At 69.2% G+C, this 14,502-nt stretch carries 11 protein-coding genes and 3 pseudogenes; 9 read left to right on the forward strand and 5 right to left on the reverse strand.

Features of this window, described 5'->3' with window-relative positions:
* On the forward strand, nucleotides 1–901 hold a 901-nt coding region (locus EF918_RS37155; protein ID WP_185921865.1), incomplete at its 5' end, for a superoxide dismutase.
* 32 nt (nucleotides 902–933) lie between these two features.
* Here EF918_RS37155 and EF918_RS38405 read toward each other — a convergent pair.
* Nucleotides 934–1,086, reverse strand: a pseudogene (locus tag EF918_RS38405) (transposase); the annotation flags it as partial.
* 106 nt (nucleotides 1,087–1,192) lie between these two features.
* Between EF918_RS38405 and EF918_RS22675 the strand changes: the two are divergent.
* A pseudogene (locus tag EF918_RS22675) lies at nucleotides 1,193–2,670 on the forward strand (NF041680 family putative transposase).
* A gap of 30 nt (nucleotides 2,671–2,700) precedes the next feature.
* Entirely contained in the window at nucleotides 2,701–2,958 is a 258-nt protein-coding gene (locus EF918_RS22680) for a hypothetical protein (RefSeq protein ID WP_185921867.1), read from the forward strand.
* On the opposite strand, the gene EF918_RS22685 is transcribed toward EF918_RS22680, so the two are convergent.
* Nucleotides 2,898–3,404, reverse strand: a complete 507-nt coding sequence (locus EF918_RS22685; RefSeq protein WP_125649786.1) for a DUF4265 domain-containing protein — start codon at nucleotides 3,402–3,404, stop codon at nucleotides 2,898–2,900. The two genes, EF918_RS22680 and EF918_RS22685, sit on opposite strands and share 61 nt — an antisense overlap.
* Before the next feature lie 244 nt (nucleotides 3,405–3,648).
* Between EF918_RS22685 and EF918_RS22690 the strand changes: the two genes are divergently transcribed.
* Complete coding sequence (locus tag EF918_RS22690) at nucleotides 3,649–4,053, forward strand: hypothetical protein (protein ID WP_125649789.1); 405 nt, start codon at nucleotides 3,649–3,651, stop codon at nucleotides 4,051–4,053.
* A 606-nt stretch (nucleotides 4,054–4,659) separates the two neighbouring features.
* Here EF918_RS22690 and EF918_RS39120 read toward each other — a convergent pair.
* Both EF918_RS39120 and EF918_RS22705 read right to left on the reverse strand, forming a co-directional pair.
* Nucleotides 4,660–5,244 carry a DUF4265 domain-containing protein gene (locus EF918_RS39120; RefSeq protein WP_312847856.1) on the reverse strand — a complete coding sequence of 195 codons (585 nt, stop codon included), beginning with the start codon at nucleotides 5,242–5,244 and terminating at the stop codon, nucleotides 4,660–4,662.
* A complete protein-coding gene (locus tag EF918_RS22705; protein WP_125649795.1) occupies nucleotides 5,216–6,307 on the reverse strand; it encodes a serine protease in 1,092 nt (363 codons plus the stop codon). Before EF918_RS22705 ends, EF918_RS39120 begins: the two co-directional genes overlap by 29 nt.
* 207 nt (nucleotides 6,308–6,514) lie before the next feature.
* On the opposite strand from EF918_RS22705, the pseudogene EF918_RS38410 reads away from it, so the two are divergent.
* Nucleotides 6,515–6,715 (forward strand): annotated as a pseudogene (locus tag EF918_RS38410) (hypothetical protein); the annotation flags it as partial.
* Between the two features lie 249 nt (nucleotides 6,716–6,964).
* Here the strand turns inward: EF918_RS38410 and EF918_RS22715 are convergent.
* The gene (locus EF918_RS22715; RefSeq protein WP_125649799.1) at nucleotides 6,965–8,515 is read right to left on the reverse strand and encodes an alpha/beta hydrolase; all 1,551 of its coding nucleotides are present in this window, start codon (nucleotides 8,513–8,515) and stop codon (nucleotides 6,965–6,967) included.
* 2,233 nt (nucleotides 8,516–10,748) lie between these two features.
* Here EF918_RS22715 and EF918_RS22720 point away from each other — a divergent pair.
* The 4 genes from EF918_RS22720 (at nucleotide 10,749) to EF918_RS22735 (ending at nucleotide 14,431) form a co-directional block, all read left to right on the forward strand.
* Nucleotides 10,749–10,967, forward strand: a complete 219-nt coding sequence (locus EF918_RS22720) for a hypothetical protein (protein ID WP_125649802.1) — start codon at nucleotides 10,749–10,751, stop codon at nucleotides 10,965–10,967.
* 1,150 nt (nucleotides 10,968–12,117) lie between these two features.
* The gene (locus EF918_RS22725) at nucleotides 12,118–12,588 is read left to right on the forward strand and encodes a hypothetical protein (protein ID WP_125649805.1); all 471 of its coding nucleotides are present in this window, start codon (nucleotides 12,118–12,120) and stop codon (nucleotides 12,586–12,588) included.
* A gap of 339 nt (nucleotides 12,589–12,927) precedes the next feature.
* A complete protein-coding gene (locus EF918_RS39325) occupies nucleotides 12,928–13,380 on the forward strand; it encodes a pentapeptide repeat-containing protein (RefSeq protein WP_125649808.1) in 453 nt (150 codons plus the stop codon).
* 64 nt (nucleotides 13,381–13,444) lie between these two features.
* Nucleotides 13,445–14,431 (forward strand): polyprenyl synthetase family protein, encoded by a 987-nt coding sequence (locus EF918_RS22735; RefSeq protein ID WP_185921868.1) that lies wholly within the window; start codon nucleotides 13,445–13,447, stop codon nucleotides 14,429–14,431.
* Nucleotides 14,432–14,502: the final 71 nt, after the last annotated feature.

Consider the following 14,502-nt stretch of genomic DNA (forward strand, 5'->3'; position numbering starts at 1 on the left):
CGGTGGCCCCGCCCCCGCCCACGCCTCCCACGGCGGGAACGGCAACCAGGCGATCACCCTCGACGGCAGCCGCGCGTTCCCCGAAAGCGTGGCGGCTGACCGCCATTTCGTCTACGCCGGCAGCATCGGCGACGGCACCGTCTACCGGGGACGCACCGGGGCGACCACGCTCGAACCCTTCCTGCCGGCCGGCCAGGACGGCCGCACCCAGGCCACCGGCATCAAGATCACCGGCAACCGCCTGCTGGTCGCCGGCGCGTTCACCGGGCGCTTCTTCGTCTACAGCACGTCCGGGAGGCTCGTCGCGGCCTACACCGTCCCTGATACCGGCGAACAGACCCTCGTCAACGACGCGGCCGTGGCCCCCGACGGGGACGTCTACATCACCGACTCGCTGCGCGCCGTGGTCTACCGGATTCCGGCCGCCGAGGTGGACGGCCCCGCCACCGGCGCCCACCGGACCCTGCGGGTGGCCTACCGCCTGCCGGACTACGTGGCCGGCCAGTCCAACGGCAACGGCATCACCACCGCCCCCGACGGCACATCGCTGATCATCGGCTACTGGTACAGCGGCGCCCTCTACCGGCTCGACCTCACCACCGGCGGTGTCCACAGGATCGACGCACCGCCGCTGCCCAGCGCCGACGGCATCGTCCGGCGGGGAAACACCCTGTACGTCGCGCGTTCGGTGAACAACGAGGTCACCGAACTGCGACTGTCCGCCGGGAGCACCCGGGCAGTCGTCGTCTCCGAACGCACCTTCCCGGGCGCCGACACGACCACCGGCGTCGCCGTGAGCGGGGGCCGGCTGCTGGTGACCAACTCCCAGATGGACACCTACCTCTACGGCGAACCGCTGACCAGCCCGGCCTTCACCATCGAGAGCCTGCCGCTCCGCTGAGGCCCGGTCGGGGACGCCCGCCGCGCGCGGCGCGGGCTGCCGGTGTAGAGCACGAACAGGATGCCCTGCAGGCAACGCCGGTCATCCATCGGGCGAGGGCCCGGCGACCGCTCCGGCCAGGCCGGCAGCAGCGGCTCGATCCGGGCCCACAGCTCGTCGTCCACGGTCCACGGCTTGTTGCTCACTCCATCACGAACGGACGACTCGTCACCTCGGTCACGCCCCACCAGCAACGATCACCAAGATCGTGTGACGAGTTCCGAGCGACAACGCAGCACGGAGGCCGGGATCGTGGGACTGATCGAGCACGAGGTTCAACGAGACGCGTTGACGGTGGTGGCGGAGTTCCGGTCGGAGTTGTACGCGTGCCTGGTCCCCCGGAGCGACGCGTTGTTCGAGCTGTGCGACGCACTGCTGTGCACCGACGGTCCGGTCCGCACCCTCGTGGACCTGGCGCTCGCGCCGGAACACCGGCGCGGGCACGGGGCCCTGTACGCCGGGATTGACCGGGGCACGATCGACGTCGCCCGGCTGCGGCGGGCCCTTGGCCGGTGTGCCCTTGCCCCGGGCCGCCGATGGACGTCCGGTGTTGGCGGTGGACGTCTCTCCGTGGCTGCGGCCAGACGCCGACACCTCGTCGGATCGATCCTTCTGCCACACCTTCGGCCGAGGTCTGGGGGAGCACCAGATGGTGCCCGGTCGGCCATACCCGGTCGTCGCCGCTCCGGAGACGGGCCGAACTTCGTGGACCACGCTGCTGGACGCGGTCCGGCTGGAGCCCGGCTCCGATCTGGCCGCGGTGACTGCCGGCCAAGTTCGTGACGTTGTCCAACGTGTCGTGAACGCCGGCCAGTGGCAGGCGGGAGACCCTGATGTCCTGGTCGTGCTGGACGCGGGCTACGACGCGCCCCGCATCGCCCACCACCTGGCCGACCTACCCGTCGAGATCCTGGGCCGGCTCCGCTCGGACCGAGTGATGCGCAAGCCCGTCCCGGTGCCGTGGATCTGCCCGCCGCACGGCGGCCGCCCGCCCAAGCACGGCGGCGAGTTCGTCTTCGGCGACCCGGCCACGTGGGGCGAGGTCACCGCGGTCACCGTCACCACCAGCAACCGGTACGGGGCAGTGACCGCGCAGGCGTGGGACCGGCTCCACCCTCGGCTGACGCGGCGAGCCGCGTGGCTCGACCACGAGGGACCGTTGCCGATCACCGAGGGCACCGTGATCCGGTTGACGGTCGAGAAGCTGCCCCAGCGGCGGGGTGAACAAGCCGGTCTGGCTCTGGTGGTCCGGCACCGGCGCCGCAGCACAGGACGTCAACCGGTGCTGGCAGTCCTTCCTGCGGCGCTTCGACCTGGAACATACATTCCGGCTGCTCAAGCAGACCCTCGGATGGACCCGGTCGCGGCTGAGGAACTCGGAGGCGGCCGACCGCTGGACCTGGCTCATTCTGGCCGCACACGCCCAGCCCCGCCTCGCCCGACCCCTCGCACGGGACCTCCGCCGCCCCTGGGAACGACCGGCAGAACCGCACAGACTCATCCCCGCTCGCGTCCGCCGGGGGTTCAGGAACCTGCACGCGAAGACCGGTACGCCAGCCCGTGCACCGAAACCCACCCGGCCCGGCCCCGGACGACCTCCCGGATTGCCACACCGCCGGCCAGCCGCCCGCTACGAAGTCGGACGCGTCCTCGCGACCGGCGAGGCCTACACCCGCCCCGCGCACCACAAGGTCGGCACCGGACCCCGTCGAACTGGATCGAGCGGCTGACAGCTTCGGGAGTGGCTCTACGCTGCGGTCATGCCGAAGATCAGGTTGAACAACGACACCGAGAAGATACTTGCAGTCTGGATCGAGCCGTTGGGCGAGGACTACTGGATGAACCCCGAGGAGAGGTTCACCATCGCCACCAAGACCGCTGAGAGCGGGGATTCTGACGAAGTACCCTTCGACGTCGTCTTCCACGACCGGGGCGTCAGCGTCTGGGTGAACATCGGCTATGAAGCCGTTGTCCGCGACCAGTCCGGCACAGAAGTGGACTGCGGACACCCCTCGTAGTGCCACCATGCCTCTGCCTGCCCCTGTGCCAGGAGAGTCTTGATCCCGGCGAAGTCCGCGCCCGCCGGCGCGGTGAAGGCCACCATGGGAAAGTCGTCGTTGAAGACCTCGCCTCCGAGCTCGAACACCGAAAGGCGCCGATGCACCGCCTGCGGACTGCGTCCCAGGGGACCGTTGGGCACAGGCACCACACGGATCGTGCAGTTGCCGGACGAACTGACCCGCCCGACAGCCCAGTGGAGCCCGTCGGCGTCGGTCTGGTATCGCACTACATCGCCCTCGGCGACCCCGTTCTGGAGAAACGGGATGTTCTGCACACACGCTGTGTCATCGCCGAGCGGCGTCGCCCACAGGCCCTCGGTGTCCTGGGGGAACCATCCCTCGCGAGGGACGAACCGGAACCAGACCTTGATCTTCTCGACCACGTTCTCTATGACGGCCATCATGCGACGACCCTCAACGAGGCCTCGCACCGGGTCTGAGCTGGAGATCAACCTCAGCTGCCACGGCACGGCCGGAGGTTAAAGGACAAGCTGAGTGCCTGTTCCATATCCCCGGCCGAGGTCGGCCCTGTCACGCCTAAGGGACTAGGCAGGTTGACGGCTGGGCGAGACCTTTAAGCGCATCCAATGATCCCTTTCGCCCAGAGGGAGCACGGCCCTAGGTTCATGATCGAGAACGCTGCAGAATATGCAGCTTGACGCATGCACCGAATTGGGGAAACAAATGAAGACCATCGTCTCGGGTATTCTTGCCGCATCGCTATTTGCGGGCGCTGCTTTGTTCGCCGGTGCGGGAGCGGCTCAGGCGGACGAGGTTGCCGTTCCTTTTCCGGTTGCCGCGAAGGCAACTCTGGTGAACCCCATCGAAGAGGCTCGCTCGATGTGCATCATGTTCAAGAGCAAGACTGACTGCTCCTACCTTATGGAGAATACGAAGATGGGCGAACTGGCGAGGAACTGCCTGATCAAGGCAGGCATCGGGGGAGCGGCGACGCTGATCATCGGGCGCTACGTCAGTAAGGATCTCGCTGAGGACATAGCAGCAAAGGTCGTCGTTACGGGGTCCGCTGCCTGTCTTTCTTCTCTCGCCTAGATGCGGGAATCAAGCGGTGTTGAGGATTTATTTCACTCTCGCCTGGGCTGGAGTTCTGGTGTTCGTGACGAGAATGCTGGATGGCCAAGAATGGATGCAGTACTTGGCTGTTGCTGTTCTGGCAGGTGTGTACGCTCTCTTTCCGTCCCTTTTTCGGTACAGAAAGAGCCGGGGTGAGGAGGAGTAGAGTGAAGGATTCGCTGCCTGCTCCGTGCCCCCGGCCGACGCTGGCGGTGCTGTCCTCGGAGTAGAGCGCTCCGGCCCGCGTTCGCCTTCGTCAACAGGAGGTCCGGGACCGGTTGGTGGCGGGGAACGCCGCACCGTGCACAGCAGGCTCATCCACATCACGGCTTCCGTTCGGGGAGCGGTCCTCAGTGACCGCTCCCCGAATGCGTCTCGCGGCGGCCCTTCTTGGAATCGGGCCCCTACCTGTGATGATGCGAAACCCTCTCGACCGGGCCCCGGTCGCCCGCCCGGCTCGAAGAACCGGAGACCCGCCACCCCCTACGTCGACGTCGGACGCGCCCTCGCCCCAGGCGAGTCATACGCCCGACCCGCACATCACAAGGTCGGCACCCACCTCGCCGCAGCGGATGGCCGGCAAGCTCAGGCGGTCCACCACTCGTCGGTGCCACATCCGACCTCGTAGTGCCACCATCCCTCTGTCTGCCCCTGTGCCGGGAGCGTCTTGATGCCGGCGAAGTCCGCGCCCGCCGGTGCGGCGAAGGCCACACTGAGAGGCGCTGATGCACCGCCTGACGGACTGCGCCCCGAGGGACCAGCGGGCACAGGCACCACACGGATCGTGCAGTTGCCTGACGAGCCGACCCACCCGACAGCCCGATGGAGCCCGTCGGCGTCGGTCTGGTATCGCACCACATCACCCTCGGCGACCCCGTCCTCGGAGGCTGTGGCGACCGGCTCGGATCGGGGGTGCGGCCGGACGCCCGGTTTTGCTCGACAGCATGTCGTGCCAGGCAGGGGCGCCGGACGGGCCGGTTGAAGCGTCGCGCGGCCGCGGAGTTGAGCGGGGCCGGCCGGGCGGGGTGTCCCGCGCGGGGGACGGGCTGGGTGGCCGGGTGGACCGGCGCTCGGATGCCGTCCTCTGCGTCTCGCAGCGTCTGGGCAGATCGACGCAAGAGGGACGGTGGAGCCGCGCGGGTTACTGCTCCTGTTGTCGGGCCAGCTCATACAACTGACGGGTGGTCCCAGTGAAGACAGCCGACGCTTGGATGCTCTCACCGTTGGCTCCTTGGCCGCCTTGAGACGTGACGCCCACCACGGTGCCGGTGCCGGTGGCGGGATCGAAGTCGACGAGATGGGGGCCACCGCTGGAGCCCTTGCCCATGGTGCAGGCCATACCCCACTGGGCCGGGTCGGTCTGAGGACGCGTGCTCCTGGTGGCCGGACCGGCGCAGAAGCCGAGCAGCTGGCCAGTCGTCCAGGGCCGACGGTCTTCACCGCCTTCGGAGGTGTAGCCGAAGCCGTAGGTGAACTGTCCCTCGTGGCGTGCTGTTTCGAAGGCAATCTTCTGCGCGCCGGTGACCTGGGCGATCTGCTGGCCGTCGGTCGAGGGGTTCATCGCCAGCATCGCCACGTCCGCTCCCGTGTCGCCCCCTTCCACATAGGCGCGGGAGGCGAGGGTCGTGTTGACCGTGAAGCCGCCCTGGGGCTTGGCTCCATCCCGGTATCCGGGGACGAAGTAGAGGTTGGTGTCCCACTCCGGGCGCGACCGGTCCGGATGTCCGGGCTGTCCGTCCTTGGAATAGGGATGGCTGACCACGCAGTGGCCGGCGGTGACCACGGTGTGCTTGCTCGGGTTCTCAGGGTCGCTGACCACGGTGGCGGTGCAGCTCCGGTCAAGGGGATGCTTTCCTCCCCAGGGGTCGACCAGCAAGCTCGTGAAGAACAGGCGCCCGACGCTCTTGATGGGACCGTTGCCCCACACTGCCCCGTCAGTCGGCTTCGTGCGGTCCTGGTCAGGCAGTCTGTCCGCGTTGTCCTTCACCGGCTCAGGGACACCGGGCTGGGTCACCGATGCCATCTTCTCTGTGGTCCAGTAGCCCTCGATGCGCTTCTGATCAGCTGGGGTGCGCGCATCGGGATGGACCACGGTGTCGCCGGCAGCGGGTGGCTCCGCAGCAAGGGCCGTCCCCGCACCTATCGGCAGCACGCAGGCAGCAGCGATCACGACGCCGGCCGCCTTCGGCCCGAAGCCCAGCCGAGACCACGCTTTTGCCATTTTGGTAGCCATTTGCGCAATCTATAGGTGGAATGTCATGCCTTCGCCCTCCATGTAGAGGAATCGGCGGGGGAAGGTCGGATCCACCGCATGGAGATGCATCGCGCCTCGCGCACGCTCGTGATCCTCTTCCGTCCGTGCCGGGCCCGGCCGCGCCACGGGCCAGGGTGGCGTACGAGCAGAAGATCGACAGCCACCGGGCGCTGCTGTTCAACGTTCGGGCTCGGCCTGGCCACCTCGATCGTCGTCGACGCCACAGTCCTACGCGTGGTCCGGGTACCGGCGACCATGACACTCCTCGGCCGGACCCACTGGTGGCTGCCGAAGTGGCTGGACCGGATCCTGCCCACAGCCGGGCCGGCACCGACGACACCGACACGGAGCCCCCTGATGGAAACCCCCTCGCCCACGGCCGGTTGACCGTTGTCTCGACGCCTGCCCGCCCTTGGCGTCCGGCACCTCAGGGCGTCACCTGACTAAAAGGCTGTTGCGCAAGGCTCGGTCCGGGACGTTTGCCGTGCATGGGTGGGAGGTTGCGGGCTGATTGGGGGGCCGCCCCTCCTTGATCGCCGACGTGGCCGGTGCGCAGCGTTCCGGCCCGGCCGACCGCTTGCTCGGTGACGTCCGCGGTCCGGATCGACCGCCGTGAGTGGCCGAGAGCCGGGTGGTCTACGGCGCGGTGCTGCTGTCGGGGTTCGTGCAGGTCAGGTTCTTCTCGGGGAGCCGGCCTGTGGTCAGGTACTCGGTGACGGGGGCCATCGCGCAGTTGTCCTTGCGGGTGTAGAGGATGTGGGTGTACCCGCCGGTTACCGTGACCATGCGGGAGTCCTTCAGGGCCTGGTGCAGGCCCTCGCCACTGCTCAAGGGGGTCTGCGGATCCCATTCGTTCTGCACGACGAGGACGTTGGGTGCCGGTTTGTCCATCGCGGTGGCCGGTTCGGCGGGCTTGTCCCAGAAGGCGCAGGGCTTGATGTTGGAGGCGATGTCCCCCCAGATCGGGTAGGCCTTCTTGTCGCGGGCCGCGTCCTTGGCGTACTGCTCTGGCTCGCTGGGCCATTCCACGTCGCCGCACATCACCGCCCAGTTCACCGCCATGCTGTTGTCGTAAGCGGGCTCGCCGCCCGATTCTCCGACTGCCCAGGTCTTCTCGGTGGTGCTACCCGGCAGCTTCTCCGGCATGGCCGCCTCGGTGCCGGCGGGCGGGGTTGCACCCTCGGCAGCCGCCTTGAAACCGGCGAACAGGTCGGTTGACGCCTCAAGGTTGCCGAACGCCGCTCGCATCAGGGAACGGATGTCGGTGGCCGTCCACGACCTGCCTTCCCACTCCACCGGCTTCTTCTCCACCCGGGCCAGCAGCGCCCAGAAGACGTCCGACACCGCCTTCGGGCTGTCGCCCAGCCCAAACTCGGCGTCACGCTGCGCCACCCACCTCGTCCATCGGTCGAAGGCGGGCGCGGACCGCTCCGACTGGGCCTGCTGCATGCCCCGCCATGCTCGTGCCGGGTCCACTCCGCTGTCGAGGACGACACGGTCGGTACGGTCGGGGAACATCTGGGTGTAGACCGCCCCCAGGTAGGTGCCGTATGAGGCGCCCAGGTAGGAGATCTTCTCCTCGCCCAGGACCGCACGGACCGTATCCATGTCGCGTGCCGTGTTCCGGGTGGTGATGTGGGGCAGAACGTCTCCTGCCTTCTGCCGGCACTTGTCGGCCACCGTCTTCGCCCACGTCACATCGGAGTCGAAGGTCTCCGGTCGGTAGGGCCGGTCCACGGGTACCTCCTCGGGAGCCAGTCCGCAGGTGATGGGGCTGGACCTGCCGACCCCGCGTGGGTCGATGCCGATCAGGTCGTACCGGTCGAGGACCTCCTGCGGGAGCTCCTCGGAGAGCTGCATGGGCATGCCCAGACCGATGCTGCCAGGTCCGCCTGGGTTGGTGAACAGCGCGCCTCTTCGCTTGCCGGGGCTGGTGCTCTTGATCCGGGAGATCGCCAGATCCATCGTGGGCCCGTCAGGACGCTGATAGTCGAGGGGGACCTTCACCGTCGCGCACTGGAATGTGTCCGGAGTCGGCCACGGAGCCTTGCACGGCTGCCAGTCGAGCTTCCGGCCCGCATACCCGTCCGCCGGGGCGGCGGAAGCCTGCGCCGCGGTAAGCACCGGCAGACCGGTCGCGACAAGGCCCGCCGTAACGAGCAGAGGAACAAGATGTTTCAGACTCACGAGGACAGCTTCTTTCGAATGGGGCGGTTCACCGAGGACGTCTGGGCTCGGGCGGGGGAGGCCCGCTGCATCGCGGGGTGCAGCGGGAGGGGCGAGGACAGCCGTACCGGCGGTTCCCGCGTCTGTGAGGACTACGCGTTCGGTGTGGGTGAAGCCCGGGCCGGCACCTAGGTGCGGTGGGCTCGTGCCGGTCAGGCGTCGTGTCGCTTCATGACCGTGCAGGCGGCGGCTGCGGTCCAGGACAGGAGGGTGAGACAGCCGCTCCAGGCCGGGGCGCTGTCGGACAGGAGGAGATCGGGTCCGGGGTTCTGGGCGAGGGTGAAGGCGATGCCGCCTTCGAACGGAGTGCGGCGGCCAGGTGGGGGGGCCGAGGATCGCGGGAACGGGGAGTATCAGGGCGAAGACCGTGCTCACGGGGGCGACGGGGTTGCGGAGCAGGGCGCCGAGGGTGAGGGAGAGCAGGCCGGCCGTGGCGAGGAAGAAGTCTTCCCCGACGACTGCGCGCAGGACTCCGGGATCGGCCAGGGAAGCTTGTGCTCCGGCGTCGGAGAGTATGGAGCCGCCGATGGTGTACGAGACCGCGGAGGCGGTCGGTGCGGTCTTCAGCGGCCAGGGGGCCGCAGGAGGGTGCGGATCCGGATGACGCCCTCGGGGTCGAGCCCGTTGACGGGTTCGACCAGCATCAGGACCGGGAGGTCGCCCAGCAGTGCGACGGCCATGCCCAGTCACTGGCCCATGCCAGGGAGAAACCGCCCGCCCGGCGTCGTTGGCGCGGGCCAGGCACCACAGGTGGTCGGCGGCCCGGGTGCGGCCCGTAGAGGGACTTGGCGTCCAGCAGGGCACCGCTCTCCCGCATCGGGGCAGTCGGCGTGCCGTAGCCGCGGCCGCTCACGGTCGCCGATCCCGAAGTGGGCCGGCCCAGCCCCATGATCATGCGCATGGTGGTGGACCTGTCAGAACAATTGGGGCCGAGGAAGCCGGTCACCCACCCTGGCTGCGCCCGGAACGGCAGGCCGTCGACCACGGTTCTGGAGCCGTAGGACTTCGTGAGATCGCCGACCTCGATCATCGGGAGTTACCTTTCCGTGAGGCGGGAGGGATCCGTTTTCCTTCCACCGATGCTCCAGCCCGACGCCTGCACCGGGCATCGGAACATCGTCTACCGCCACCCCGACGAACGTGGCTGCCCAGGAGCCTGTCTCCCCCGACGAAAGGTGGGGGTCGCCTCCACCTCAGGCATACAGTGCCCGATACACGCGGCTCCGTACTCTGGAGCGATGAGCAACCAGGACCGGCCTACACTTCTACCGCCCACTTCCGCCGCATGAGGGCCCACGAGATGGCGGAGACGCTGCCGACCCTGCCGGTCCTGGTCCTGCTCGGCTACGAGTTCATCGGCGTCAGCACCGGTACGACGGTCCTGGCCTCACCGGCTGGAACCTGACACCCCTGGCACAGCTGCTCCCGGCTGCCGCCGTCCTCAGCGTGACCACGGCACCGACGCCCGTAGGACCCGTGGCCGTGGGCGCCGCGAGCTGGCTCCTGGGAGGCGGCACGCCCGTGGTGATGGCGCTCGGGCTCGACAACCTCGGACTCCGCCCATCGCCCTCGCCGCGGCGCATCGCGTTCGGTCGTGTGCGGCACCTCCCGCAGCGGCAGGTCCGGCCGAGCTCGGCGGCGGGGCTTCCACGCTCCGCACCTGGTCTCGCGTCACATGGCACAGCCGTCGCTGTTCAGCACGCGGATGAGGTGATCGTGCTGACGATCCGCCGCTGCACGGCCCGCACATCCGGTGCGACTTACTCTGCCATCGACCTGCCCGCCCCGTCCCGGCGCCCCGGCGGGGTGCCGTCCGAGCTGGTCAACGATCAGCCTCCCTCAGCTTTGTCCGGTGCAACCTTCCCCAGCCGGGCTCCACCGTTTCGAGCGTGAGAGGCTCCCCACCCCCGGCCGCCGCCCGGCGAGGCGGAGCGGGGCGCCGCCGGGTTCCGCGACGACTCCGCGCCCGCCGGGCAGGTTTTCGCGGAGGTAGGCCTCAACAGCGGCGTCACCCTCCTGCACCACGCTGTCCGGCATAGCCTCGATCACCATCAGAGCCGAAATGAAGGCTTGCCCGTCCGCGGACGCTAATTCCTCCTCCGTAGTCGCCGACGGGGCAGCATCGGGGGCGCTAACGGTGACCGCACGGGGCGAGGCGTGCTGCTCCGTCCCGGCCGCCGCATACGACAGGCCCGTGCTGAAGACTGCCGCAACGGCTATCGCGGCAGTCAGCGTGGTCAGTCGGGTGATCTTCAAAATCTCTCCAATGAGAATGGACTGTTCAAAGCGATCGGTGCGCAGCGAGCGCGAGCTGACGCGCGATCAATCCTTCCTGGTCTCGCATGCTCAGGAAATCGGCCTTCTTGGTTGGACCTTGGGGGCCGATAGCCTGGTAAGAGAGCTAATGGGCTAGGACTTCCGGGGGTACTTCCAGCTGATTCGCCCCGGAGCAGTTGCTGTTGCCCTGCACCTTGGCTACCCCCTTCCCGTGTCGCCGTGCTCCAGCCCGCACAACCCGCCCGGCAGCAGGCAGCCGCCGCGGGGCCAGGGTTGCCCTGCTCGAGATCGGCTGGGAGATCCGCGGTCGGGGCGAGGCCCGCACTGGAGCAGGCTCTGACCGAGGCGATCGATTGCCGGCATGCCGAGGGCATGCCGGCTGTCGCATCGCGTGTGACAAGGCCGGCTTGTCGCGCCCTGTGACCTGCGTAAATGTCCCGCTGCTCCAGTCCGTTTCCCGTTGTCGCCCGCTGCCGGCCCAGCGCCCGCGGCCCGGACGGGTCAGCGTCGCTGGCGCCAGCGCTGGTGGACCTTGAGGACCTCGTAGCTCCATGCGGTGTGCGGCTGGGGTGCCGACCGGTGCCATCCAGCCGAGCTGTTCGGCCACGGCGGGGAACCGGGGGTGCATCTGGCGGTCTCCGACGGTCACGAGCGCGGACAGGAGCGGTTCTCCCTTCCGTGGAGGCCCTTGTGAAAGGCTTCCGCTCCCCGGGCCGACCTGGTGGGCGCGCTCGTATTCGCGGGGGCCAGGCGGGCGTGTACGGCCCGTGCCGGGGTGACGCCGAGCGCGTCGAGGCGGGTCTGCGGCTCGGCGTTGAGCCGGGTCCCGTCGCGTCGTTGGGTGGCGAGCCAGCGGCCGATGTCCTCGCCGTGGCGGGTTGGCGGGTCACCCCGGGCGTGACGGCCTTCAAGCGGGCGGCTTCGTCCAGGAGCTGGGCGACGTAGGAGACCGGCGCCCATACCAAGGGGAGGCCGCACACCGGGTTCAACCCGGATGGAATGCCAAGGGACTGTTTCGTCCACCAGGAAGACTTCGGCTACCCGACCGGCAAGGATGTCAAACGGCAACCCGTTGCAGCACGTTGAGGTGATCGTCGATCCGGACGGTATTCTGCGGACCGCCTACCCGATTCCTCTTGGCCAATACCGCCGCTGATCCGTACGACATCCGCACGTGGACCACTTGGCAGATCGTCGAGTCGGTGGCGACGCGCGGGACACACCGGAGGGTGACTCTTCACATGCCGAATGGCGCGTACCAGGTCTCGGAGGAGCCCAGGCAGCGCATGCACTGGCAACTGGGCGGATCCGGGTGGGCCGAATGGCTGTGGTCGATCGAGGGATCCGAGCAGCGCGTAGTGGCCTCCTACGTCGGTCCGGAAGTCCTCGGGTCCTTCATGGGAGTGGTCCGAGATCTCCTGTCAGGAGCCCGCTCTGGATTCGTGACGTTCTTCGACGAGCCGGGCGGTGCGAGGGTCTTCTTCAACCAGACAGAAGGCCAGGTTTTCGTTCAGATCGTGGGGTATCCCCACCTGAGCGAGCCCCAGAGCTGGTGGAAGGCCGCTGACCTGCTGTGGGCGGGACGGCTCCCGACGGCGCGCTTCGCCGACGCCTTCATGGCCATGGTGGACGAACTCCTCGACCGATACGGAACGGCCGGATACAGGAAGAGATGGGGCCATGACTTCCCGGCCGAGGAGTGGACCGCGCTGCACACCGCACACCGCTTGGCCTCACACGGCGGGACCAACGCTTGACGGGTGCCGGTCGCCGCGGGGGACCGACAGGTCAACACCCCAGGCCGACGGCCACTGTTCCTGGGCGTCCACGGCCTCCTCCCGAGCACGCCGGCGGTCCTCAAGACGCGTCATGGTCTTCCTCCTTCCGGTGCTTCCCGGAGCCGGAGCCCGGCGGCGTGGGGACCTTGCCGTCGCTGTTTCCGGGCGGCGGAGTGCCGCCCGAGAGCGGCGCGTCGGGCTTCGAACGGCTGCCGCCGCCCCCGCTGCTGCCCTTGTCCTTGCCCGTGCCCGTGCTGTGCTCCCCTCACCTCGTCGTGGTGCCTGTCCGGACAGCCCGGTCGCGCTTGCGAGCTGTCCATGAACACGACACCACACCACGTCGGGCTCCGCCGGGGTGCCGACTTCCGGGGTGCCGACTTCCAGGGCGCCGACTTCCGGGCCGCCGACTTCCGGGCCACCGTCACCCTGCCGCAGGGCGCACGGGGGGCGCATGCGGAATCGTGGGGAGCGTGGTGCTTGCCTGGGGCGTGGGCAATGAGCTGTCGCGTGCGCCGCGTGTGCCCGGCGTGCTTCCGCCCGGGTTGCGCCCTCTGTTCTCCCTGTGCGCCGTCCGGGCAGGGTTTGGGCGCCGGGGACCGCCATGGGTCCGGTGCCCTGCGAGCGCTGGAGGTGGCACATGACGGGCTTGCCCGGGGTGTCGGCCCCGTCGGCCCCGTCGGCCGCGTCGAGACCGGTGGCCATGCAAGACCTTGGGGCGGTCGAGGCCGTGTCGGAGGGATTCCTGCCGGAGAAGACAGCGGCTGCGCCTGAGGAGGGGCTACCTGCGGAGGTACCCGGGCTCCTGGGTGATTTCGTCGGGGCGGGCGGCAAGAGGGTGCGGCCGTTGCTGTGCCTGCTGGGCCGGCAGGCGGCCCGCGGCCCCGGCGGAGCCCCCCGGGCGATACGTGTCGCGGCATCGCTGGAGCTGTTCCACGCCTTCGCCCTGTTCCACGCCTTCGCCCCGTTCCACACCTTCGCCCTGCTCCACACCTTCGCCCTGCTCCACACCTTCGCCCTGACCCACGACGACCTGATGGGCCACTCCGCGACCCGTCGTGGCCGGCCGCCCACCCTCCAGCACGTCCTGGCAGCCCGCCACCAGGCCGGCCGCACCCCCACCGCGGCCGCCCGGCTCGGCTCCGCACCTGCGCTGCTGGCGGGGGACGTGGCGCTGGCCTGGTCGGCTGAGCTGCTGCACACGGCCGGACTCACTCACCCCCAGCTCACCACGGCCCTGGGGCGCACGGGCGCGATGCGTACGCAAGTGATGGACGGGCAGTACCTCGACCTCCTCTCCACGGGCCGTCCCGGCCCGGACACGTGCGTCCCCTGGAAGGCCATCCGCTGCAAGGCGGCCGGACACACCTTCGTCCACCCCCTCCTGCTGGGCACCGAACTCGCCGGTGCGGGTCCGGCCCTGACCACCGCATGGGCGGAGTACGGCTGGGCGGCAGGGGAGGCGTTCCAGCTCAGCGACGACCTGGTGGGCGTCTTCGGCCGCCCCGACGAGACCGGGAAGCCCGACGGGGACGACCTGCGCGAGGGCAAGCACACCCTCCTGACCGCGCTCGCCCACCAGCGGGCGGACCCCGTAGAGCGGACCGCACTCGACCGGCACCTGGGCGAGGCAGGCCTCGATGAGCAAGGCGCCTGCCGCCTGCGGGAGGTCCTGACCGCCTCCGGTGCGCACGACGCGATCCGGCGGACGCTCCGAGAACGCTGCCACGCAGCGGTACGGGCCCTGGAAGACGCGCCCCTGCCGGGGACCGTACGACGTGCTCTCACCGACCTCGCCGCTTCCCTGGCCTCCCGCACCACCTGACCCGGCCTGCGCCACTGCGCCGCGCCCCCCGTGCCGCCCCGACCGCCAGGGAGAGCCCCCGTGATCGCATC

This window comes from Streptomyces sp. WAC06614 (genome assembly GCF_003949795.1).
In the GTDB taxonomy this organism is placed as follows: domain Bacteria; phylum Actinomycetota; class Actinomycetes; order Streptomycetales; family Streptomycetaceae; genus Streptomyces.

What these genes read in the sequence shown, in the direction of transcription:
- EF918_RS22680 (WP_185921867.1), top strand. Translation starts at nt 2,701, where the DNA reads ATGCCGAAGATCAGGTTGAACAACGACACCGAGAAGATACTTGCAGTC.
- EF918_RS22685 (WP_125649786.1), bottom strand. Translation starts at nt 3,404, where the DNA reads ATGATGGCCGTCATAGAGAACGTGGTCGAGAAGATCAAGGTCTGGTTC.
- EF918_RS22690 (WP_125649789.1), top strand. Translation starts at nt 3,649, where the DNA reads ATGCAGCTTGACGCATGCACCGAATTGGGGAAACAAATGAAGACCATC.
- EF918_RS39120 (WP_312847856.1), bottom strand. Translation starts at nt 5,244, where the DNA reads ATGAGCTGGCCCGACAACAGGAGCAGTAACCCGCGCGGCTCCACCGTC.
- EF918_RS22705 (WP_125649795.1), bottom strand. Translation starts at nt 6,307, where the DNA reads ATGGCTACCAAAATGGCAAAAGCGTGGTCTCGGCTGGGCTTCGGGCCG.
- EF918_RS22725 (WP_125649805.1), top strand. Translation starts at nt 12,118, where the DNA reads ATGCACTGGCAACTGGGCGGATCCGGGTGGGCCGAATGGCTGTGGTCG.
- EF918_RS39325 (WP_125649808.1), top strand. Translation starts at nt 12,928, where the DNA reads ATGAACACGACACCACACCACGTCGGGCTCCGCCGGGGTGCCGACTTC.